Consider the following 21,444-nt stretch of genomic DNA (forward strand, 5'->3'; position numbering starts at 1 on the left):
GTCAGAACGCCACAGGCATGCGCGGCAGCCAGACCTTGAAGCGCGAACCGCGGCCCAGCTCGCTGCTCACCTCGATGCGGCCGCCGTGTTTCTTGTGCACGATGTCCCACGAGATCGACAGGCCCAGGCCGGTGCCCTTGCCCACCGGCTTGGTGGTGAAGAAGGGCTCGAACAGCCGGTCGAGGTTCTCGGGGGCGATGCCGCGGCCGGTGTCGGCGATCTCGACCCAGACGCCGGCGTCGTCGTGGCCGCTGCGCAGCGTGATCACGCCGTGCTCGTCCATGGCCTGCGCGGCATTGACCAGCAGGTTCATGAAAACCTGGTTGATCTGACCTGGAATGCAGCGCACCGGCGGCAAGGGGGCCAGCTCGCGCCGCACGTCGGCCTTGTACTTCAGCTCGTTGGCGGCCACCTTGAGGGTGCTGTCCAGCCCCTTGATCAGGTCGGCGTCCACCATCTCCACCGAATCGGCATGGGCGAAGTCCTTCAGCGCCTGGACGATGTTGCCGACCCGCAGCAAGCCCTCCTGGGACTCGTCCAGCAGCGTCGCCAGGTCGCCGCGGATGTAGGCCAGGTCCTCTGCCTGGGCCAGCGCCTCGAAGCGCGCCCGGGTCTCGGGCGCGGCGGCCAGCATTACCTCGCAGCCGTCGACCAGGCGCAGCAGCTGGTGGCTGTAGGCGCCCAGCGTGCCCAGGTTGGACTTGACGAAGCCAATCGGGTTGTTGATCTCGTGCGCCACGCCGGCAGCCAGCTGGCCGATCGCGGCCATCTTCTCCGATTGCAGCAGGTTGCGGGTGCGCTCGGTGACCTCCGCCTCCAGGCGGTCATTGGTCTGCCGCAGCGCCTTGTTCTGCTGCGACAGCACCTGGTAGAGCTGGCCCATCGCGGTCAGCAGCACCGCGCTGCCGGTGTCCTGCGGCGACTGTTCCGCCGCCAGGGCTTGGTCGGCCGTCGCCCCGGCAGCGATGGCGGCCACCTGCCGGGCCATCGCCAGATCCTCGTCCAGGATGTGGAAGGTCAGCCACGACGACAGAAATCCGTGCAGCACCTCGGGCGCGTTCGGCACCGACGCACGGCTCTTCCACAGACCGCCGAGCTGCTCGACGAACTGGCGGTGGTGCAGGCAATGCTCGGCCACGTGGCGGGGGCTCACGCCGGCGGCCGCCATCACCCGCTCTTCGTCCGCGAAGTGGAATTGGGCGTAGGCCGCCAGGTCGTCGAACAGTGCCAGGATGCCGGCCTGGGTGGCGCTGCCGTCGATCAAGGCCTCGCCCAGGCGGTTGATGATGCCCACCAGGCGCCGGTGCTGCTCGTCGACGGACGCGATGCCCGATTCGAACTGCGGCCCCCATTCGAATGCCTTCATGATGTGCCCTTGCTCTGCGCAGCGCCGCCCCGCGCAGGCCGGCGCCGATCTGTCGATCGTCCTCCCGGACGCGCCGATCCGAGCGCCGGAAAAGCCGGGCCCGGCACCGGCAAATCCGCTGCATCCGCGCCGCCGAGACGGCGGCCGCGATCAAGCCAGCGCCGAACGATCGACCTTGACACAGCCCGGTGACACCATGTGCCCGCCCCAGCCCGCACCTCGCCGAGGGCGCGGCATCCGAGCCTGGTCTTGCCGGTTCGCCCTTACCGCTGGCGCGCGGCGCCCGTGCCGGCATCGGGCGCCTGGGTGATGGGACAGGCTTCGGCCTGGCCCCAGGAGCCGGCGCAGAGGCGACGTCGGCACCGCAGGGCCTGCGGACCACCAAGTCGCCGACACCGTCGGACCAGGCTGGCGATCGACGGCATGTCGGCGTCCGAACCGGCGCGCGCCGGGTGGGCTCGCAGCGCGCCCGCAGGGCCGTCCGAGTGTCGCAACAGGGCAGCGATGACGTCCACGTCGGCATCGTCCGATGGAGCACCACCGGCCCGCACCGCCGTGCCTCCGTGTCGGCGAGCGGCCGGTGCTGCGCCGCGATGGATCTTCGCCACGGCGGATGCCGGCGCGGTCCCCGCAGCAGGGTGGCCAGCGGCAGCCTCAGCCGCGGCAAACGATCGCTCGGGTCTGCCGGCCCCGCTCGCCGCGGGGATCTTGCCGACCGGCTCGGCCGCGATGCCAACCGCTTCGGCCGGCGGCTCGATGGTCTCGATCGGTGCCGGCGTCGCCGCGGCCGGCGGTGCCGCCGCCGTGGCGGCGGCCGTTGGCGAACCCGGCCTGTGGAGAGGCGGCGGTGGGGCGGAGGCCTTGGACACCGAAGAACCGCCGCCGGGCCACCAGAACGCCACCGCCCCCGTCATCGCCGCGGCAACCCCCAGGGTCCAGGCCACACCGGTCCAGCCCGGCGACGATGCGGCTCTTGGGCGCTCCCTTGCGCGACCTTCGATCGCAGACATGATCGACGGATGGGCGGCGCCACTCGCATGCTCGCGGACCGGCGAGGAGAGCAGCGAAGGCCGCTGCGCGGACGCGGCGCTGCCCGTGGCGCCGCCACCGTGAGGTGCGGAAGCGGTCAAGAGCGACTCCCTGTCGTATTTTCTTTGACGCGGACATTCTAGGTCGGGCCAGTCCGCCGACCCGTTCCCCCGTAAGGGGGCTACTCAGCCCCTGGTGGGCTCGGCACACTGCGGCCTGCCATTTGCGCGCCGTCTTCCCTTCCGTGTTGCTTCTCGCCGTCCTCGCCTACTTCCTGCTGGTTTGTGCCGCGCTGGCCCTGATCGCGTTGCCTGCCGCACGGGCTCAGGTTCGCGTCCGCCTGGGGGACCTGCGACACCAAAGCCGGGCCTGGCTGCTTCTGGTGGCCGCCCGCGGTTGTCGCTGCGCCAACGCCGCTGTCGCACCGGTGGTCGATGGCGCGCGGCAGGCGACGGTGTGGGCCGCGGCCTATCGCTGGCATGTCGGTGCCGCCGTGCTGCTGCTGGCGCTCGCACCAGGCAGCGCCCTGGTATGGCGTCAGAGGCATGCCTTCGATGGCTACGACGACACGGCCAGCCATGACGTGGACCCCCGCATCGCCGGGCTGCTGAGCGGCGAGCAGTTGGTTCCTCCTCCTGCGTTGCCACCGGACTGGTTCATGACCACAGAAGTGGAGCAGGCCCACCCGATGGCCGGAGGTGCCAGCCGGCAGTGGGAATTGCTGGATGCGGAGTTTCGCCAACGGGTGTTGGCCGTGTTCCAGCTGATGCACCAGCAACACGGCTACGACATGGTGTTGATCGAGGGTTATCGAAGCCCGCAGCGCCAGGCCCAGCTGGCCGCCATGGGCGCGTCGGTCACGCTGGCCGCAGTCGACCAGAGCTATCACCAATATGGCTTGGCCGCCGACTGTGCGTTCCTGCGCAACGGCCACATCGTGATCTCGGAACGCGACCCTTGGGCGGCGCGAGCCTACGAAGTTTACGGCCAGGTCGCGGCCTCGGTGGGCCTGAACTGGGGTGGCCAGTGGCGCAGGCTCAAGGATCTGGGCCACATCGAATTGCAGCGCCCCCATGTGCTGGGGCGGCGTTGAAGATCAGCGGACCGGTCCCGCGCCGTCGCGGCGGCGCAGAACAACGACAGCGAAGACCGCACAGAGACAACACCAGGGAGTGAGCGCATGGCACAGCCATTCATCGTCGTCGGCGACAAGACCGACCACGGCGGACAGGTCATTGCAGGGGATCCCACGTCGACCGTCGGCGGCAGGCCCATCGCCCGCGTGGGTGACGCCGTCACCTGCCCGCGACGCGGTCACGGCGGCACCACGGTGATCGCCACCGGCGATCCAACCTGCCTGATCGCCGGCCTGCCTGCGGCGCGCCATGGCGACAGGACGGCCTGCGGCGCGACGCTGCTGTCCTCCCAAGCCAGCACGACGGACTGAGCGTTGGCGTCGCACGCCTCGGCCAGGTCCCTCATGAGCGCCATCTTCCGGGCTGCCGCCCTGTTCGTGGCCACCTGCAGCCTGGTCTGGCTGGCGGTGCTGTGGCATTGGCAAAGCAGCCATCGCGTGATGTCGACCACCGACATCGCGGCCTACCTGGGTGGCTTGCCGCTGACCGTCTTCGCGTTGCTGTTGCTGATGCGCTGGGCGTGGCGTTCGGCATCGCGTCGAGCAGCCACCCGGACGGCCGCTGCCGCGGCACCGTCGGGCGCCGCGCCGCAGCATCCCGCCGGTCGCGGCGGCGGCGCGGACGCCTCGGTCCGCCCGCCGCTGCAGGTGCTGAGCGCGCAGCTGTGCTGCAGCGTCGGCGACAGCGTGGACGCCTTGCTGGAGGCCACCGCCGCCGGCGAGCCGCGCCCCATGCCGGACCCGCTGCTGCGCGACGACCTCGGCTTGCCGGTGATGTGCGCGCGGATTGCCGCGATCGACCTGGGCGACACCGAGGATCTGTGGCAACAGGCGCTTCGGACCGCCGCGGCCGCCTTGGCTGGGCCGGCCCAGACGCATGTCGACGAATCGGTGCATCGCGCCGTCGCGGCGCTGGCCAGCCCGCTTCAACGCGCGCTGCAGGACCTGGCACCCTGGGCCGGCCGTCTGGATGCGCCCGCCGGGCAAGCGAGGGCGTCCGCCGCGCACTCCGCCGAGCCCGGATCGGGGACGTCGATGCTACGCATCCTGCCTTGCTGGCCTGCGCATTGGGGAGCGCTGGAGCGCACGGCCGCCCGCGCCATGCTTCAACACTGGATTCAGCAAGGTCCACCGCCGTGGGGGCCGTCCAGCGTCATCTGGATGGCCGATGTAGAAAACGGCGAAGAAGCGCTGTGGCCCCGAATCGATCACCTGTTTCAGGCCATGGAGCGGGACCGGTGCGCCGACCTGCTCCTGGTGACTGCTTGCCATAGCGACCTGAGCGAGAGCCGAATCGCGGTCCTGCGCGATCAAGCCAGCCTCTACACGGCCGCATCGCCCCGTGCGCCGATACCGGGCGAAGCCGCGGCGGTCATGGTGCTGGCGGGTCCCGCCTGGCGGACCGACGGCCAGACCGTCCTGGCACAGCTGCTCGGCGCGGCCGTACGGCAACGCGACCACCCCGTCGATGCGCCCGGCCGAGTCGACCACAGCGCGCTGGTCGCCACGTTGCAGCAGGCGCTGGACGCGAGTTCGGTGCAGCCAGACGCCGTGCTGTGCCTGTGCAGCGATGCCGACCAGCACACGGCTCGGGCGACCGAATTGCTGGGGTCGATGCTGGACCGATTGCCGCAGCTGGACGCCGCGCAAGACACCCATCTTGCCGGCGCCTTGCTGGGTCAGATCGGTGTCGCAGGCGCCGTGCTGGTGCCGGTCCTCGCCGCCCGCCTGGCCCTGCTGCGCGATGGCCCCTGCCTCGGGCTGTGCGTTGGTGCGCCACGCACACGTCTGGCGGTCGTGGCCCGGCCCTCGCCGTCGGCGGCGTGATCTCCCGCCGCCTGCCCCTCCTTGTTCGCTGCCGCCACGGTCCCTCTCATCGGAACCACTTCATGACCCGCTTCTGGACCCTGTTGTTCGACACCCGCGTGCTGGGCGTGCTCGGTCTGGCGGCCCTGGCCACCTTTCTCTTTCTCGGCGCCGACGCGCTGCAGGTCGCCGCCCTCTGGGCCGGCCTGGCCCTGCTGGCGGCCCTGGCGTTGTGGGGTGCGTTCTGGCTGCTCCGCCGCCATCGCGCCATCCGGTCCGCCCGGGCACTTGAACAAGCCATCGACGAGCAGGCCGATCGAACGGCCGCCGCCGGCACGGCACCGAAGCGGGAAGAGCTCGCGGCGCTGCGCGAACGCATGGCCGACGCGGTCAGGACCATCAAGAGTTCCAAGCTCGGACAAGCTCGCGGCCGTGCCGCGCTGTACGAGCTGCCCTGGTACATGGTGATCGGCAACCCGGCAGCGGGCAAGAGCACGGCCGTCGTCAAGTCGGGGCTCACCTTCCCGTTCGCCGACGCCAGCGGCAGCATCATCCAGGGCATCGGTGGCACACGCGACTGCGACTGGTTCTTCACCAACCAAGGCATCCTGCTCGACACCGCCGGACGCTACTCGGTGCACGAGGAGGATCGCAGTGAATGGTTGGGGTTCCTTTCGCTGCTGAAGAAGCACCGGCCCAAAGCCCCGATCAACGGGATCGTGATCGCCGCCAGCCTGGCCGAGCTGTCCGCCAGCAAGCCAGAACAGGCGATCCAGTTGGCCAAGAACCTTCGCCAGCGCGTGCAGGAACTGACCGAGAACCTCGAGGTCTTCGCGCCGGTCTACCTGGTGTTCACCAAGACCGACTTGATCGCCGGCTTTGCGGAATTCTTCGAAGACCAGGACCGCGACGAGCGCGAACGCGTCTGGGGCGCCACGCTGCCCTACGAGAAGGCCACGCGCGATGACGCGGTCACAGCTTTCGACAAGCACTTCGACGAGTTGCACGAAGGCCTGAAGGAACTGTCGCTGGCCCGCATGTCGCTGGGCCGGGGTCAGTCCCTGCCGCCGGGCGTGCTGACCTTTCCGATGGAGTTCTCCGCGCTCAAGCCCTCGCTGCGCGCCTTCGTGGCCACGCTGTTCGAGGAGAACCCCTATCAGTTCCAGCCGATCTTCCGCGGCTTCTACTTCACCAGTGCCCTGCAGGAAGGCGGCTCCACCAGCCGCGCCAGCGACCGGTTGGCACGGCAGTTCGCCCTCGAGCCCCGGACCGAACACCCGACCGCGATGCTGATGGCCGACAACGGCTTCTTCCTGAAGGACTTGTTCGCCAAAGTCATCTTCGGCGACAGCGGCTTGGTACGGCAGTACGCGAGCCGCGCCAAGCAGCGGTGGCGCCTCGGGGCGCTGGCTGGCGGCGTGCTGCTGCTGGCCACGATGCTGGCCGCCTGGAGCGCGTCCTACCTCGGCAATCGCCAGTTGACGGCGCATGTGCAGGCCGATCTCGACCAGATCGTCAAGATGCAGCAGGACCAACCCGACCTGTCGTCGCGCCTGCAGGCGCTGGAGCTGCTGCAGGACCGGATCGAGCAGCTGGAACGCTATCGGGAGGCCCGTCCCCTGAACATCGGCCTGGGTCTGTACCAGGGCGATGCGATCGATGCGCGTCTGCGCGCCGAGTACTTCAGCGGCATTCGACAGCTGATGCTGGAGCCGGTGTCGCAGGCGATCGAAACCTATCTGGGCGAGGTCAACGCCGCGCCGGACCGGATCAAGCCGATGGGAGAAGCACCGGCCTCTGCCGCCCGATCCAGCGCCGATCCGTCGGCCGCGCCAGGGGACGTCAAGCGCTTCGTCAACGCCTCGCCCGACGACGCGAGCGACGCCTACAACGCGCTCAAGACCTATCTGATGCTGGGCGACCGGGAGCATCTCGAAGCCGGCCACCTGGCAGACCAGATCACCCGCTTCTGGCGCGGCTGGCTGGACGCCCATCGCGGCGCGATGCCCCGCGAGCAGATGATACGCAGCGCCGAACGCCTGATCTCGTTCACCACCCGCCATCTTCAGGATCCCGACTTCCCGCAACTGCAGAACAAGCTGGCGCTGGTCGACCAGACCCGCGACAACCTGCGCGAAGTCGTTCGCGGCATGAAGGGGATCGAGCGCGTCTACGCCGACGTCAAGGCCCGCGCCGCCACACGGTTCGCTCCGGTCACCGTGGCCGGCCTGATCGACGATCGCGACAAGAACCTCGTGGCCGGCAGCGACACCGTGCCAGGCACCTTCACCAGAGAAGCCTGGGATGGCTACGTCCTGCAGGCGTTCAAGGACGCCGCCAGCAAGGAATTGCAGAGTTCGGACTGGGTGCTCAAGACCGCGGCTCGCGACGATCTGAGCCTGGAAGGCAGCCCGGAGCAGATCCGCAAGCAGCTGACCGAACGCTACAAGACCGATTATGTCCAGGCGTGGCGCCGCTTCATGCAAGGCGTTTCGGTCACCGATTTCGGCAGTTTCGATCAGGCGGTCGAACGCATGAACCGCTTCGGCGATCCGGCCGACTCGCCGATCCGCAAGCTGCTGACCAAGCTCTTCGACGAAACCTCCTGGGACAACCCTTCGCTGCTCAACGAGCGCCTGGGCAAGGCGCAGCACGGCGTGCTCGACTGGATCAGGCAATCCCTGTTGCGCATGAGTCCGTCGCCCGTGCAGATCGACGTCAAGCTGGAGGCCGGCGAGGCGAAAGTCCCGATGGGGCCGATCGGCAAGGAATTCGCGTCGCTGTCGCGCCTGATGGTGTCGCGCGAGGACAGCCCGCCGTTGATCAACGGCTATCTGCAGGCCTTGTCCAAGCTGCGCACCCGGTTCAACGAGATCAAGAACCAGGGGGACCCCGGACCAGGCGCACGCAGCTTGATGGCCGGCACGCTGAGCGGCAGCGGGTCGGAGCTGGCCGACGCCTTGAAGTACGTCGACGAACAGATGCTGGTCGGCATGCCCGACACGGCCCGCGCAGCCTTGCGGCCCCTGCTGGTGCGCCCGCTGATCCAGGCTATGGGCGTGGTGGTGCCACCGACCGAGACCGAGATCAACCGGATCTGGTCCGCGCAGGTGAACGACCCGTTCCAGCGCACGCTGGCCGACAAATACCCGTTCGACACCCGCTCGCGCCTCGAGGCCGGCCCGCAGGAGATTGCGAAGATCTTCGGCCCCGACGGCGCGATCGCCAAGTTCGCCGGCGACAGCCTGGGGCCGTTGGTGCTGCGTCGCGGCGACGTGCTGAGCGCCCGCACCTGGGCCGACCTCGGTCTTCACCTGCGACCCGAATTCACCGACCGCTTCGGCGCCTGGGTGGCGCCGCTGAATGGCGCGGCCGCCGCGACCAGCGGCCCGGCGACCGAGGCCACGGGCGGTGGGTCCGCGCCGGACCAGACGGTGTTCCAGATGCTGCCTCAGGGATCGCCCGGCATCGCCGAATACAGCATCACGATCGACGGTCAGACCTTGCGCTACCGGAACGCGGCTCCGGACTGGGTGAACATGGTCTGGCCCAGCGCCACCGCCAACCCGGGTGCGCGGATCACCGCCCTCACGAACGACGGTCAGTCGATCGAACTGCTCAATGAGCCAGGCCGGTTCGGCTTGAACAAGCTGATCCAGCTCGCCCAGGTGCGCAAGCTGGAAGGCCGGCTCAATGAACTCACCTGGAGCCACGGCCTCTATCACGTGGTCGTCCACCTGCGGCTGATCCGCCTGCCGGGCGAGGCCCCCGGCGCCGCCAGCACCGCGGCCGCAGCCAACCCCTTGCCCAGCGGTGCCGGCCGATTGCAGGGGCTGCGCCTGCCGGCCTTGGTGGTCGGAACGGCCTTCGCCGGATCCTCGCCCGCGGCGACCCCGGCCGCGGCCTCCGGAGTCTCGCCATGACCGCCAGCACCCCGGCCCCGCTGCTCTACTTCGGCAAGCTGCCATCGCGCGGCGACTTCGTGCGCTGCTCCCACGCGCCTGGCCTGATCCAGACGCTGGATCGCTGGCTCAGCGGCAGCATCGAGGCGCTGGCGACCGATCCCCGCTGGAAGCTGCTGTACGACCGCGCAACGCCGATCGATTTCGCCTTCCTGGGCTCCCGTGGCACCCGCTGCATGGCGGGTCACCTGATCGCCAGCAACGACGAATCCGGCCGTCGCTTTCCCTTCATCACGGCAGGCGTGCTCGACAACCTCGAACCCGGCGGCTTCCTGCGCCATTGTCCGATGGCGCTGTCCAGGTCGTGGCAGGAACTCCGGCAGATCGCGCAGCACGCGCACGCCACACGGGATGCCGGGCCGCTGCTCAATGAACTGGCCCAACGACAGATCGACCTCGCCGTCGACCGCGCGGTGCACGACGCGGCCTTCGAGTCCTTTCTGGACCATCAGACGGTGGGCTCGCTGGAGACCCAGTTGAGACATGCCGGTCACCAGATCTCGCTTCGGGGCACGCTGCTGGGGTTGGGCTTGCTACTGCATCCCGTACCGGCCAGCGGCGCGCACCGCCTGGACAAGGGGTTGACGCTGCCCCTGCCCGCCGACCCCTTGCTGCAGCCCCTGGCGAGCAGCCTGTGGCTGGACCTGATCGCCGGCTTTCTCACTCGAGCCGACTTCGAGCTCGCGCTGTTCGTCCCCCGCGCCAGCCCACCGCCCCCCTCGTTGTCGATCGGCTTCGACGGCGCCGCCCCGACGTCCCTGCGCGCACTGATGGACCGCGATGCCAGCGGTGACGCCTTCATCGACGCGTGCCAGTCCGACTGGGTCGAAGCGTTCGTCGAACAGGATTACGCGGTCAAGAAGCTGTCCAGCTACCTCAAGCAGGCCGGCTTGTCCCTGCGTCAGGCCCGCGACACCTTCAACGAAGCCTTTCTCGGAAGCTGAACATCATGCCGATCCTTCACGTCATCGGTCGTGCCGCCCGACACTGCCTGCTGGCCGGAGCCAGTGTCTCGCTGGCGCCCGCGTGGAGTGCGACGCCTCCCGCAGCGATGGCCAGCGCTCCCGGCGAGGCAAGCGCCCAGGGTGCGCCCGTGGTTCTGGCCGGCACCGTGCCCGACGAAGCCACCCACCAGGCGATCCTGGCGCGGATGCGCGAGCTGTACCCGGACGCCCCGGTGATCGACCAGATGGGCGTGGATCGACTGGTGGCGCCGCCGAACTGGTCGCAAGACGTTCAGCGCCTGCTGCGACCCGGCCTGCGACAGGTGCATGGCGGCCGGCTGAGCATCGATGGCAACGTGGTCGAGATCACCGGCGAGGTGGCCACCGAAGTCGCCCGACAGCAGTTGGTCCGCGATCTGGCGACCCAGCTCAACAACCCCACCTACACCGTGCGCAATGGCCTGCGCGTGACCGCCACCGGCCAGGACAGGGTGGACGCCGCGCTGGCGCATCGAATCGTCGAATTCGAGCCCGGCAGCGCGGTGCTGTCGAACCAGGGCGTCGCCGTGCTCGACCAGCTCGCCCCCGTCCTGCTGACGCTGTCAGGTCGCCAGTTCGAGGTGGTCGGCCACACCGACTCGCAAGGCGTGCGCGCTCAAAACATCGCCCTGTCGGCGGCCCGCGCCGAGGCCGTCAAGACCTATCTGGTCCGCAAGGGGGTCGCTGCAGATAGCGTCACGACCTCGGGCAAGGGGCCCGACCAGCCGGTCGCCGACAACCTCACCGAGGCGGGCCGGGCGCGCAACCGGCGCATCGAATTTCGCGTCATCACCCCGCCGTGAACGGTGCCCATCGCCGACCCCCGTGCCGGCCATCGCGTTTCCCATCGACGACGCCGACTAGCGCGAAGCGGCCGAGACTGGCATCGATGCCGCCACCGCCGCGGTCGCCGGCTCGGTCGCGTCCTGGCCCCATTGCTGCCAGTCCTCGCCGAAGAGCTCGATCGGATGCGGTGTGCGGTCGCTTCCGTTGCCGCAGCGCATGTCGTCGGCCGCGCAATAAGCATCACAGCCCCAGCAAATTCGGTGCGGCTGGACCGGATGGATCGGGAATTTCTTGGCCACGGCTCGGCGAGCATAGGCGGATCACGCGCTCGCGCCTTGACCCGAGTCAAGCCAACACGATGCCGCCGCGGCCAAGCGCCTGCTCAACGGCCCGCAATCAGTTTGAACGCCATCCCGCACATCGTCAGGCCCACCAGCACATCAAGCGCCCGCCACGCCGTGGCCCGCGCGAACAGCGGCGACAACAGCCGCGCGCCAAATCCCAGCGACGCGAACCAGACCGCACTCGCCAGGCACGCGCCGGCGAGAAACGCGCCCTGCGTTCCCGCCGGCTGCCGGGCGCCGACGGTGCCGACCAGCACCACCGTGTCCAGGTAGACATGTGGATTGAGCAGACTCAGGCCGAGGGTCTGCGCGACCACCCGACCGGCGGTCTGCGGCGCACCCGACAGCTCGGCCCGCAGCGCGTGCGCGCCCAGCGCCCGGCGAAATGCCGCCAGTCCATACCAGGCCAGCGCGAGCGCTCCGCCGACGGTCACGGCATCGACCAGGCGGGGATGGGTGTCGACGACCACGCCCAGGCCGCCGACGCCGGCGCTCATCAACGCCATGTCCAGCACGCCGCACACGAGGACCACCACGGCGACCTGTTCGCGCCGCAAGCCTTGCCGCAGCACGTAGGCATTCTGGGCCCCGATGGCCACGATGAGGGACGCGGACAGCGTGAGACCGGACGTGAAACTGACGAGGAAGGCGTGGTCAAGCATGGCACCAGTGTCGCGGGGTGCGTCGGTGGTTGAAAGTGAAACATGCTAATGTCGATGCACATTCACTCATGTCGATGCGATCGATGAGCTTGGACGCCAACTTGCTCCGGACCGTGGCGACCGTGGTCCGGGAAGGCAGCTTCGAACGGGCGGCGCGGGTGCTTCACGTGTCGCCATCGGCGGTGTCTCAGCGCATCCGCCTGATCGAGGAACGGGTGGGCACGGTGCTCGTCGTGCGCGGCCAACCCTGCCTGGCCACCGAGGCCGGCGCGCGCCTGTGCCGCCACGCAGAAACCGTCGCGCTGCTGGAGGACCACCTGCGCCGCGACCTGCCGGCACTGGGGCCGGAATTGGCCGGCACCGCACGGGCGACGATCCGCGTGGCCGTCAATGCCGACAGCCTGGGCACCTGGTTCGTCGACGCGCTGGCCTCGTTCGCACGGGAGGACGACGCCTTGATCGACGTGCTGATCGACGACCAGGACCACACCAGCAGCTGGCTGCGGCGAGGCCACGTGCTGGCCGCCGTGACCTCGGTGGCCCAGCCCGTGCAAGGCTGCAAGAGCCGCCGCCTCGGCGCGCTGCGCTATTGCGCAACGGCCAGTCCGGCCTTTGTCGCCAGGTGGTTCCCGACCGGTTTCAGCGCCGACGCCGCGGCGCGCGCGCCAAGCCTGGTGTTCGACCAGAACGACCGGCTGCAGGAGACCTGGGTGCGCCGGGTGCTGCGTCGGGACGTGATGTTGCCGGCCCACCGGCTGCCGTCATCGCAGGCCTTCGTCAGCGCCGCCGTGGCCGGGATCGGCTGGGGCATGAACCCGCTGCCGCTGGTGCACGACCATCTGGTGGCCGGTCGCCTGGTGGAAGTGGTGCCGGGGCGCCCGCTGGATGTGATGCTGTACTGGCAGGTCGCGAACCTGCCGATCCCGCTGCTGGAAACCCTGACCCGGCACGTCCTGCAGGTCTCACCCAACCCGCTGCTGCGCTAGCGCGCGACGGCAGCCGGGCTCAAGCCAGGCGCGCGCGCAGCCACTCCGGCATCGGCACCGAGCGCCCGGTCTGGATGTCGATCCAGACCGTCGTCGCACCGCCTTCGGCGCAGATCACGCCGGGCTGGTCGCATCGCTCCAGCGTGATGAAGGTGTCGAAGCTGCTGCGCCCCGGGTTGGCCACGTAGTGACGAGCCAGCACCTCGCCCGGATAGGCCAGCTGCTGAAGAAAGTTGCAGAAGGCGTTGACGATCACCGGGCCCTGGCCCAACGGATTGGGCGCCGCGCCGATCGAATGCAGCCACTCGACCCGGACCGTTTCGAGATAGCGGAAATACACCGCGTTGTTGACGTGACCCATCATGTCCATGTCGCCCCAACGGATCGGAATGCGCATCTCGTAGCAAAGCGTCTTGTCGGCCGGCAACTCAAACCGCATCGCTACCTCCTTGCGGCGGGCTCATGCCCAGCTCGCGCTTGACCCCCTCCAGCTCGGCGCGCAGCGCGCCCAGCTCCGTCGCCAGGCGAATCACCTCGCTGCTCAGCCAGGCCAGTTCGCCGGGCGTCTCGCCGGCCAGCGAAGCCACGACGCGGGGCCCGGTCGACTGCGGCGGCTCGCCGCACAGCAACTGGGCCCAGCGCGCCTCGCGCTCACCCGGAGCACGGGGCAGCTTCACCACCTTGGGCGGATCACTGGCGGCCAGCTCGTCGAGAAAGGCATCGACCGACGAGACATCCGCGAAGTGATGCAGCCGGTCGCTGTTGAGCCGCAACTCGGCAGCCGTCTGCGGACCGCGCAACAGCAGGGTCGCGAGCAATGCCGCCGACTGGCTGGGCACGCCGACGCCGCGTGGCAGGTTGTGCTCGTAGCGCAGCACCCGGCTGCCGCTGACCTCGAACAGCAGGTGGAGCTGTTTGAGGCCCTCGGCGGCGGTCAGCACATCGCCCTCGGCGAGCTCCATCACCGGCTGGCGCGCGGTCTTCTGGTTGCAGCCGGCCAGCAAGGCGTTGAGCGACAACGGATAGGTATCGGGCACGGTGTGCTGCTTTTCCACCAGCACGCCCAATACGCGGCCCTCGGCGGGCGTCAAGGCTCGCAGACCCATGCTGGATCAGAGTCCGAAACCGTCGTCGGCCTGGATCACCGCGCCGTTGATGAAATGGCTCTCGTTGGCGCACAGCATCAGCAGCGACGTGTCCAGGTCCGCGGGCTGGCCGACTCGCTTGCGCGGCAGCATCTGCACGAGCTTCTGGCCCGAATCGGTCTGCCAATGGTGATGGTTGATCTCGGTGTCGATGTAGCCCGGGCAGATCGCGTTGACGTTGATGCCGTAGCGCCCCCATTCCAGGGCCATCGCGCGGGTCATGTGGATCACGGCCGCCTTGCTCATCGCATAGACGCCGATCTGCCCCAGCGGCCGCAAGCCGGCCATCGACGCGATGTTGACGATGCGCCCGCCGGTGAAGGTGCCGGGGGCGGCGCCGCGCGAGCGGGCGATCATGCGCTTGCCCACTTCCTGCGCCACGAAGAAGGCACCGCGGGTGTTGGTGTCCATCACGAAGTCATAGTCCTCGCCCGACACGTCGACCAGCCGCTGCGTCGTGCTGACGCCGGAGTTGTTGACCAGAATGTCCAGGGTGCCGGTCTCGGTTTCTGCATGGGCCACGGCGGACTTGATGCTGTCGAGGTCGGTGACGTCCAGCGTCACCACATGGGCATCGCCGCCCGCGCCTTCGATTTCGGCGCGCAGCGTCTTCAGCCGCTCGATGCGTCGGCCGGCCAGCACGACCGCTGCGCCCGCCTTGGCCAGCGTGCGGGCGAATTGGGCACCCAGACCGCTGGAGGCGCCGGTGACGAGGGCCACGCGGCCCGACAAATCGATGGAATAGCTCATGTGGAAATGGCCTTTGAGGCTGACGAAGTGACTGAGCCGCTTGCCTCCGGCGCCTGGGACGCCGAATCGGCAAGTGCCTTCGCAGACAATAGCATGCGGCCCGCGCCGGTCTGGTCGCGGACCTCGGAACGGGCGGGCGTGGCAGGGCACCGGCACCGGGCCTTCGAGCGCCATGTCACGGCCGATGAACAAAATAGCACGATCGTTCTATTTTCATGCACCTCCCGATAGAATGCCCGAGCAGCCCCGACCCGGCTGTCGCCGGCGGCGGCGACCTCCCCTGACAAGACAAGGATCCCTTCCATGACCTCCGATGAATTGCTGGCCCAGTTCGGTCCGCGTGAATCCATGGACTACGACGTCGTCGTCGTCGGTGGCGGGCCGGGCGGACTGGCCACCGCCATCCGCCTGAAGCAACTGGCGGCTGCCCGTGGCAGCGAGTTGAGCGTCGTGGTGCTTGAAAAGGGCTCCGAGCCGGGCGCTCACATCCTCTCCGGTGCGGTGATGGACCCGATCGCGATGAACGAGCTGTTCCCCGATTGGCGCGAACGCGGCGCGCCGCTGAACCAGCCCGTCACCGGCGATGAGTTGCTGGTGCTGGGGGAGACCGGCGCGTTCAAATCGCCGGTGGTGCCCGACTGCTTCCACAACGAAGGCAATTACGTCGTCAGCCTGGGCGCGGTCACCAAATGGCTGGCCGAGCAGGCCGAAGCGCTGGGCGTGGAGATCTTCCCCGGCTTCGCCGCCGCCGAGTTGCTGTTCGACGACCAGGGCCGGGTACGCGGCGTGGCCACCGGCAACCTGGGCGTGGGCAAGGACGGCCAACCGCACGATGGATTCCAGCTCGGCATGGAACTGTGCGGCAAGTACACCGTGTTCGCCGAAGGCGCCCGAGGCCACCTGGGAAAGCAATTGATCGCACGCTACCAGCTTGACGCCGGGCGCGACCCGCAAGGCTATGCGATCGGCATCAAGGAATTGTGGGAAGTGCCGGCCGACCAGGCCCGGCCCGGCCTGGTCGTGCACACCGCCGGCTGGCCCATGGCCACCGACACCTACGGTGGCGGCTTCCTCTATCACCTCGAGGGCAACCGGGTCACGCTGGGCTTCGTCACCGGGCTGGACTACAAGAACCCCTGGCTCAGCCCGTTCGAAGAGATGCAGCGCTGGAAGACCCACCCGGCCATCCGCAAGCACATCGAAGGCGGCAAACGCCTGGGCTATGGCGCACGGGCCATCACCGCCGGCGGCATCCTCTCGCTGCCCAAGCTGGTGTTCCCGGGGGGTGCGCTGGTGGGCTGCGACGCCGGCACGCTCAACGCGGCCCGCATCAAGGGCAGCCACGCCGCGATCAAGACCGGCATGCTGGCCGCCGAAGCGGCGTTCGAGGCGCTGGCCGCCGGCCGCGCGCAGGACGAGCTGAGCGCCTATCCGCAGGCCTTCGAGCAAAGCTGGCTGCACGCCGAGTTGCAGCGCTCGAAGAACTTCAAGCAGTGGTTCAAGAAGGGGTTTTACGTCGGCTCCGTGATGACCGGCGTCGAGCACTGGCTGCTGCCGCGCCTGGGCGTCAAGGTGCCGCCATGGACCCTGCATCGCAGCACGCCGGACCACCTCGCGCTCAAGCCCGCCAGCGAATGCGCGCAGATCAGCTACCCCAAGCCCGACGGCGTGCTGACCTTCGACCGCCTCTCCTCGGTGTTCATCAGCAACACCAACCACGAAGAAAACCAGCCGGCCCATCTGACGCTGAAGGACCCCGGCGTGCCGGTGCGCATCAACCTGGCCACCTACGCGGGCCCCGAAAGCCGCTACTGCCCGGCCGGCGTCTACGAATTCGTCAAGAACGACGACCAGAGCGAACGCCTGCAGATCAACGCGCAGAACTGCGTGCACTGCAAGACCTGCGACATCAAGGATCCGACCCAGAACATCGTCTGGGTCACCCCCGAGGGGGGCGGCGGACCGAACTACGCCGGCATGTGAGGCGGCGGCAGGTCAGCAGGGCGGCGGCGGTCTGGCCCAGTCCGGACGCACCGGCGTGCCGGAGTCGATGATCACCAGGTAGCGCCCCGGCCAGGGTGCCGGCGTGCGGTCGGCACGCAGCATCCACAGCGACTGGCCCGCCGCCGCGGCCTGCAAATAGTCGGCATCGAGGATGCCGAACTTGTCCAGCCAGGTGTTCAAGCTGGCGGGAATGCGCACGCAGCCCTTGGAATCCGGTCGGCCGAGACGCGGTGCCAGCACGTCCGGATCGGTGGCATGCATCTGCAGGCGCATCGGACTCTCGCCGCCGGCACCCCAACCCCGCTCCGCCTGCACCCAGCCGAAGTCGAACACCCGCATGCCACGCAGGCCATAGCCGCGGATGTGGTTCTCGTTGTACGTGCCTTCGGCGCGGAAATCGGGGTTGGCCAGGCTGTGCTCGAACACGCCCAGCGGCGTGCGGAAATGGTCGAAGCGGCCGACCTGGCCGGTCGAGATCGGCGCGGCCCCCAGCCACTGCCAGTCGCCCTGCGGCGTGCGCAGCAGCGCGAACACCGCCTGCACCTGCGGGCTGCGGTCGACCAGCAACAGATGCTGCGGCGGCAGGTCCTGCAGGCCGGCCGCCGCCAGCGCGGCGTCCAGCGCGGCCAGATAGCGGGCCTGGGCGTCCGCGGGCACGCTCAGGTGCGGCTGCACGGCGGCATCGAACGCGCCCGGCGCATCGGCCTCCACCCCCGGACCCGGTGGCGACGATGCCGAAGAGGCCGGGGACACAGGCGACGGCGGCGCAGCGGCGCGGGCCGCTGCCAGCCCCAGGGTCATCACGATCGCCGCGACGACGGCCACCCCGCGCTCAGTCCGCCGCGATGGATCGCGGGTCGGGTTCATCGTCGATCTCCGCCAGCGGTTGCACCGTCACCGCCACCCTCGGCTGGGCGCGGCCCCCGCCGCGAATCACGCCGCGCAGCGGCGCCACGTCGGCGTAGTCACGGCCCCAGGCCAGCGTGACATGGTCGAGTCCGGCCGGCACGTCGTTGGTCGGGTCCAGCGCCAGCCATCCCTGCTCGGGACACCAGATCGCGGCCCAGGCATGCGACGCATCGGCGCCGAGCAGCCGCGGCTGGCCGGCCGGCGGGTGGGTCAGCAGATAACCGCTGACGTAGCGCGCCGCCAGCCCCAGCGAGCGACAGGCGCCGATCATCACGTGCGCGAAATCCTGGCAGACGCCGCGCCGCTGGGCCAGCGCCTCGGTGGCCCGGGTGTCGACCTGGGTCGCCAGCGGCTGGTAGGAAAACTGCTCGTGCACCTGGTGCATCAGCGCCAACGCACCGTCGGCCAGCGATCGGCCGGGCGTGAAGGCCTCGCGCGCGAACGCGGCCAGCGCCGGGTCGCGCGGCGCGAAGCTGGACGGCAGCGTGAACTCGACCGCTTCCGAGCTGACCGCACCGGCGTGATAGCGCAGGGATTCGGCCACCGCTTCCCAATCGGGGCTGGCTTGGCGGTCCGGCGGGGCCACCGGGGTCAGGCCGGCATCGAACACGCTGGTCACCGACAGCCGCTCGTGCACCCTCGCGTGGCTGAACACCAGGCGGGCATTGCCCCAGGCGTCCTCGCTCATCTGGCTGGGCGGTGCGCCGCGGCCCTCAGGCTGGTGGGCCAGTTCCACCCATTCGTCGGGCGACGGATCGATCGCCAGCGACCAGTGGCGCACCAACTGCGACTCGGTGGTGCGCGGACTCAGGTAGGCCATGTGATGCGCCAGTTCGACCGGGGCGTCGTAGTCGTAGACCGTCTGGTGCCGCACGCGCAGCCAGCGCAGCGCGGTCGGTGCTTGCTCGTGCGCGAGGCCGGCGCTCATTGCCACACCATGTGATCGCCGGGGCCGACATGCGAGAACAGGCGCCGCCCCAGCGCATCGGACAAGGCCAGGGCCTGCGCGCTGCAATCTCGCAGCAGCGACACCAGCAGCGGGTGTTCGCCGTCGGGTCCGGTGGACTCGCTGAGCGCCTCCAGCGACCAGCGCTCGGGTCGCGGCAACGCCGCCGCCACGTCGGTCGCCCAGAGCGCCTCGTGACGCGACAGCTTCAGAAAGCGGTCGTGCAGCGTGCGCGCCACCCAGGCCAGCGAGCGCGGGTTGTCGGTGTCGTGCACCAGCAGGTGAAGCAGCGCGGGCACCTCCCGCCGGGCCTGGAACTGCGCGCGATAGGTGATCGTGGAATCGAACAGGCCCAGCAGCAGCGCGAAGCCGTCATCGCGTCGATGCAGTCCGTGTTCGAAGCCGGTGGCCAGCGCGTTGGCGAGGAAATCCAGGCGCTCGATCTGGCGTCCGACGCTCAGCAGGCGCCAGCCGTCGTCGCGGGTCATGCGGTCGGTCTGCGCCCCGGTGATGGCGGCGAGGTGCGTGCCGGCACGCGCCAGCACACCCAGCACATCGGCCAGCGGCTCGACCGTGCCGGTCTCGAACACCGCATCCAGGTGCTGGCGGAAATGATCGCCCACCTCGTGGATCAGCTTCCAGTGCTCCGGCGACAGGCGTTCGCGGAGCGCCTGGGCACAGTTCATCAGGGCCTGCAGATTGGAGGCGACGCTGCCGGCGCCGAGATCGCCCAGGGCATGCACCAGCGAGCGCTCGAAGACCCTCAGCGACTGCTCGGGCGAAGGCACGCCGGCCCCCACCAGGCCATGCCGGCGTGCCAGTGCGTCCAGCACCTTCAGCACCGCCGGCGACGCGCCGGTGAGCATCGAGCCGGTCAGCGACTCCAGCGTCAGCCGGGCCAGGCGCACCGCGTTCTCGGCCCGCTCCGTATAGCGACCGAGCCAGAACAGGTTCTCGGCCGACCGGCTGGTGACGCTGCGGTGCCAGCCTGCCAGATCGGCGGCGCTGAGCGGCTTGGGCAACAGGCTGGTGGCATCGACCTCGCCGTCGGTCAGCACCCAGGTGTCGGCGCTGGCGCTGCCGTGCTGCATCGACAGCCAGGGGTCGTTGCCGCCGTCCCGGCGATTGGCCACGCGCGTCAGCCCGCCGGGCAGCACCTGCCAGCCGCCCTGGCCGTCGGACAGCGCGAAGACCCGCAGCACGGCCGGGCGGGGCTCGAGCGTGCCGTCGCGCCAGACCGGCAGCTCGGACGGGCGCACCCGCGCCTGCAAGGTGTACGCGGCCGGATCGGACTCGATCCGCGCGGCCAGGGCGGCGCGCGCGCTGGTCGACAGGCTGGCCGCCAGCACGGGGCCGAAGTCGCGCGTGCGGTCGCTGGCCGGAAAGGTCGGCGCCACGACGAACTCGGCCAGCCGCGACTGGTTGGCGCGCCACACCGCCTCCTCGCCGCACCACCAGCTGGTCGTGGCTGGCATCAGCAGTTCCTCGCCCAGCAGACGGCGCGAAACCGCGGGCCAGAACGCCGACAGGCCCGGGCTTTCGAGCCAGCCTGCGCCGGGCGCATTGGCAAGCACCACCTCGCCCGCGCGCAGCGACTGCAGCAGGCCCGGCACGCCCAGCGCCGAATCGGGACGCAGCTCCAGCGGATCGAGGTAGTCGTCGTCGACCCGGCGCAGCATCACGTGCACCCGCTCCAGCCCGTGCAAGGTCTTCAGGAAGACCTTGTTGGCGCGCACCGTGAGGTCGCTGCCCTCGACCAGCGTGATGCCCAGGTAGCGGGCCAGGAAAATCTGTTCGAAATAGGTTTCGTTGCGCGGGCCGGGGGTCAGCAGCACCACGCGCGAACGCTCCCCCGCGGGCGACAGCCTCAGCAACCCCTGCAGCAGTGACTGGAACGCCGCTGCGACCCGCTGCACCCGCAGATCGCGGAACGCCTCGGGAAACTGCTGGCCCACGATCAGCCGGTTCTCCAGCAGGTAGCCCAGGCCGGACGGGGCCTGGGTGCGCTGGCCCGCCACCCACCAGGTTCCGGCCGCCCCGCGCACGAGGTCGAAGGCCGCCACGTGCAGGTGCACGCCCCCCGGCGGCACGCAGCCGTGCAAGGGTCGGAGGTACTGTGGATGGCCGAACACCAGCGACGGAGGCAGCAGCCCCTCGTCGAGCAGGCGGCGCTCGCCATAGACGTCGGCCAAGGCCGCGTTGAGCAGGCGGGTGCGTTGCACCACGCCGCGTTCGATCTGCGCCCACTCGGCGCTGCCGAGCAGCATCGGCAAGGTTTCCAGCGGCCAGACGCGCGCGGTCTGGCCGCCGTCGTCGTAGACGTTGTAGGTGGCACCGTCCTCCTGCACGCGGCGCTCGATGCGCTTGGCGCGGTGCGCCATGTCCTGCCAGCCGGAGGTGCCGTTGGCGCTGAAGAAGCGCTGCCAGATCGGCGCCAGCGCCGATCGCGGTGTGGCGGTGTCGACCAGGCGGCCGTGGAGTTCGCTGTAGTGACCATCGCTGCCGCGCTGGGTGGCCGCCGAGGCCAGGGCCACCGGATCGGGCACGGACTCCGGCAGCAGGCTGGTTTGCAAAGGCATGGCGCCATCATGCCTTGAGCCCGGCACCGCCGGTATGGGGGGCGGCCCGCTG

General features: G+C 69.6%; 18 protein-coding genes. 8 read left to right on the plus strand and 10 right to left on the minus strand.

Annotated features, from left to right (window positions below):
- Position 1: 1 nt before the first annotated feature.
- Positions 2-1,366, minus strand: coding sequence for a hemerythrin domain-containing protein (locus AC0N04_RS17870; protein WP_474283869.1), 1,365 nt, complete (start codon positions 1,364-1,366; stop codon positions 2-4).
- Positions 1,367-1,629: 263 nt separating this feature from the next.
- A complete protein-coding gene (locus AC0N04_RS17875) occupies positions 1,630-2,496 on the minus strand; it encodes a hypothetical protein (protein WP_474283871.1) in 867 nt (288 codons plus the stop codon).
- Between the two features lie 143 nt (positions 2,497-2,639).
- On the opposite strand from AC0N04_RS17875, the gene AC0N04_RS17880 reads away from it, so the two are divergent.
- The 6 genes from AC0N04_RS17880 (at position 2,640) to AC0N04_RS17905 (ending at position 11,084) form a co-directional block, all read left to right on the plus strand.
- Positions 2,640-3,488 (plus strand): M15 family metallopeptidase, encoded by an 849-nt coding sequence (locus AC0N04_RS17880; RefSeq protein ID WP_474283873.1) that lies wholly within the window; start codon positions 2,640-2,642, stop codon positions 3,486-3,488.
- A gap of 87 nt (positions 3,489-3,575) precedes the next feature.
- The gene (locus AC0N04_RS17885; protein ID WP_474283875.1) at positions 3,576-3,842 is read left to right on the plus strand and encodes a PAAR domain-containing protein; all 267 of its coding nucleotides are present in this window, start codon (positions 3,576-3,578) and stop codon (positions 3,840-3,842) included.
- A 33-nt stretch (positions 3,843-3,875) separates the two neighbouring features.
- Positions 3,876-5,357 carry a hypothetical protein gene (locus tag AC0N04_RS17890; protein ID WP_474283877.1) on the plus strand — a complete coding sequence of 494 codons (1,482 nt, stop codon included), beginning with the start codon at positions 3,876-3,878 and terminating at the stop codon, positions 5,355-5,357.
- A gap of 62 nt (positions 5,358-5,419) precedes the next feature.
- A complete protein-coding gene (gene tssM / locus AC0N04_RS17895; protein ID WP_474283879.1) occupies positions 5,420-9,259 on the plus strand; it encodes a type VI secretion system membrane subunit TssM in 3,840 nt (1,279 codons plus the stop codon).
- Positions 9,256-10,242, plus strand: coding sequence for a type VI secretion system-associated protein TagF (gene tagF, locus AC0N04_RS17900; protein ID WP_474283881.1), 987 nt, complete (start codon positions 9,256-9,258; stop codon positions 10,240-10,242). Before tssM ends, tagF begins: the two co-directional genes overlap by 4 nt.
- A gap of 5 nt (positions 10,243-10,247) precedes the next feature.
- Positions 10,248-11,084 carry an OmpA family protein gene (locus AC0N04_RS17905; protein ID WP_474283883.1) on the plus strand — a complete coding sequence of 279 codons (837 nt, stop codon included), beginning with the start codon at positions 10,248-10,250 and terminating at the stop codon, positions 11,082-11,084.
- A gap of 57 nt (positions 11,085-11,141) precedes the next feature.
- Here AC0N04_RS17905 and AC0N04_RS17910 read toward each other — a convergent pair whose 3' ends face one another.
- Both AC0N04_RS17910 and AC0N04_RS17915 read right to left on the minus strand, forming a co-directional pair.
- Positions 11,142-11,366, minus strand: coding sequence for a DUF3079 domain-containing protein (locus AC0N04_RS17910; protein WP_474283885.1), 225 nt, complete (start codon positions 11,364-11,366; stop codon positions 11,142-11,144).
- Positions 11,367-11,449: 83 nt separating this feature from the next.
- Complete coding sequence (locus AC0N04_RS17915; protein ID WP_474283887.1) at positions 11,450-12,073, minus strand: LysE/ArgO family amino acid transporter; 624 nt, start codon at positions 12,071-12,073, stop codon at positions 11,450-11,452.
- Between the two features lie 83 nt (positions 12,074-12,156).
- Between AC0N04_RS17915 and AC0N04_RS17920 the strand changes: the two genes are divergently transcribed.
- Positions 12,157-13,059 carry a LysR family transcriptional regulator ArgP gene (locus tag AC0N04_RS17920; RefSeq protein WP_474283889.1) on the plus strand — a complete coding sequence of 301 codons (903 nt, stop codon included), beginning with the start codon at positions 12,157-12,159 and terminating at the stop codon, positions 13,057-13,059.
- A gap of 19 nt (positions 13,060-13,078) precedes the next feature.
- Here AC0N04_RS17920 and AC0N04_RS17925 read toward each other — a convergent pair whose 3' ends face one another.
- From AC0N04_RS17925 to AC0N04_RS17935, 3 genes are read right to left on the minus strand one after another with little or no spacing between them, the layout of a single operon-like run.
- Entirely contained in the window at positions 13,079-13,498 is a 420-nt protein-coding gene (locus AC0N04_RS17925; protein WP_474283891.1) for an acyl-CoA thioesterase, read from the minus strand.
- Entirely contained in the window at positions 13,488-14,165 is a 678-nt protein-coding gene (locus tag AC0N04_RS17930; protein ID WP_474283893.1) for a YceH family protein, read from the minus strand. Before AC0N04_RS17930 ends, AC0N04_RS17925 begins: the two co-directional genes overlap by 11 nt.
- Positions 14,166-14,171: 6 nt before the next feature.
- Positions 14,172-14,954, minus strand: a complete 783-nt coding sequence (locus tag AC0N04_RS17935) for an SDR family oxidoreductase (RefSeq protein WP_474283895.1) — start codon at positions 14,952-14,954, stop codon at positions 14,172-14,174.
- Positions 14,955-15,257: 303 nt separating this feature from the next.
- Here AC0N04_RS17935 and AC0N04_RS17940 point away from each other — a divergent pair, with 303 nt between their 5' ends.
- Positions 15,258-16,937 carry an electron transfer flavoprotein-ubiquinone oxidoreductase gene (locus AC0N04_RS17940; protein WP_474283897.1) on the plus strand — a complete coding sequence of 560 codons (1,680 nt, stop codon included), beginning with the start codon at positions 15,258-15,260 and terminating at the stop codon, positions 16,935-16,937.
- A gap of 12 nt (positions 16,938-16,949) precedes the next feature.
- Here AC0N04_RS17940 and AC0N04_RS17945 read toward each other — a convergent pair whose 3' ends face one another.
- The 3 genes from AC0N04_RS17945 to AC0N04_RS17955 are packed head-to-tail and all read right to left on the minus strand — an operon-like array spanning position 16,950 to position 21,392.
- Entirely contained in the window at positions 16,950-17,825 is an 876-nt protein-coding gene (locus AC0N04_RS17945; RefSeq protein ID WP_474283899.1) for a murein L,D-transpeptidase, read from the minus strand.
- Positions 17,791-18,795 carry a transglutaminase family protein gene (locus AC0N04_RS17950; RefSeq protein WP_474283900.1) on the minus strand — a complete coding sequence of 335 codons (1,005 nt, stop codon included), beginning with the start codon at positions 18,793-18,795 and terminating at the stop codon, positions 17,791-17,793. The genes AC0N04_RS17945 and AC0N04_RS17950 overlap by 35 nt, the downstream gene beginning before the upstream one ends.
- Entirely contained in the window at positions 18,792-21,392 is a 2,601-nt protein-coding gene (locus AC0N04_RS17955; RefSeq protein WP_474283902.1) for a circularly permuted type 2 ATP-grasp protein, read from the minus strand. Before AC0N04_RS17955 ends, AC0N04_RS17950 begins: the two co-directional genes overlap by 4 nt.
- Positions 21,393-21,444: the final 52 nt, after the last annotated feature.

This window comes from Ideonella sp. sgz306126, assembly GCF_056032705.1.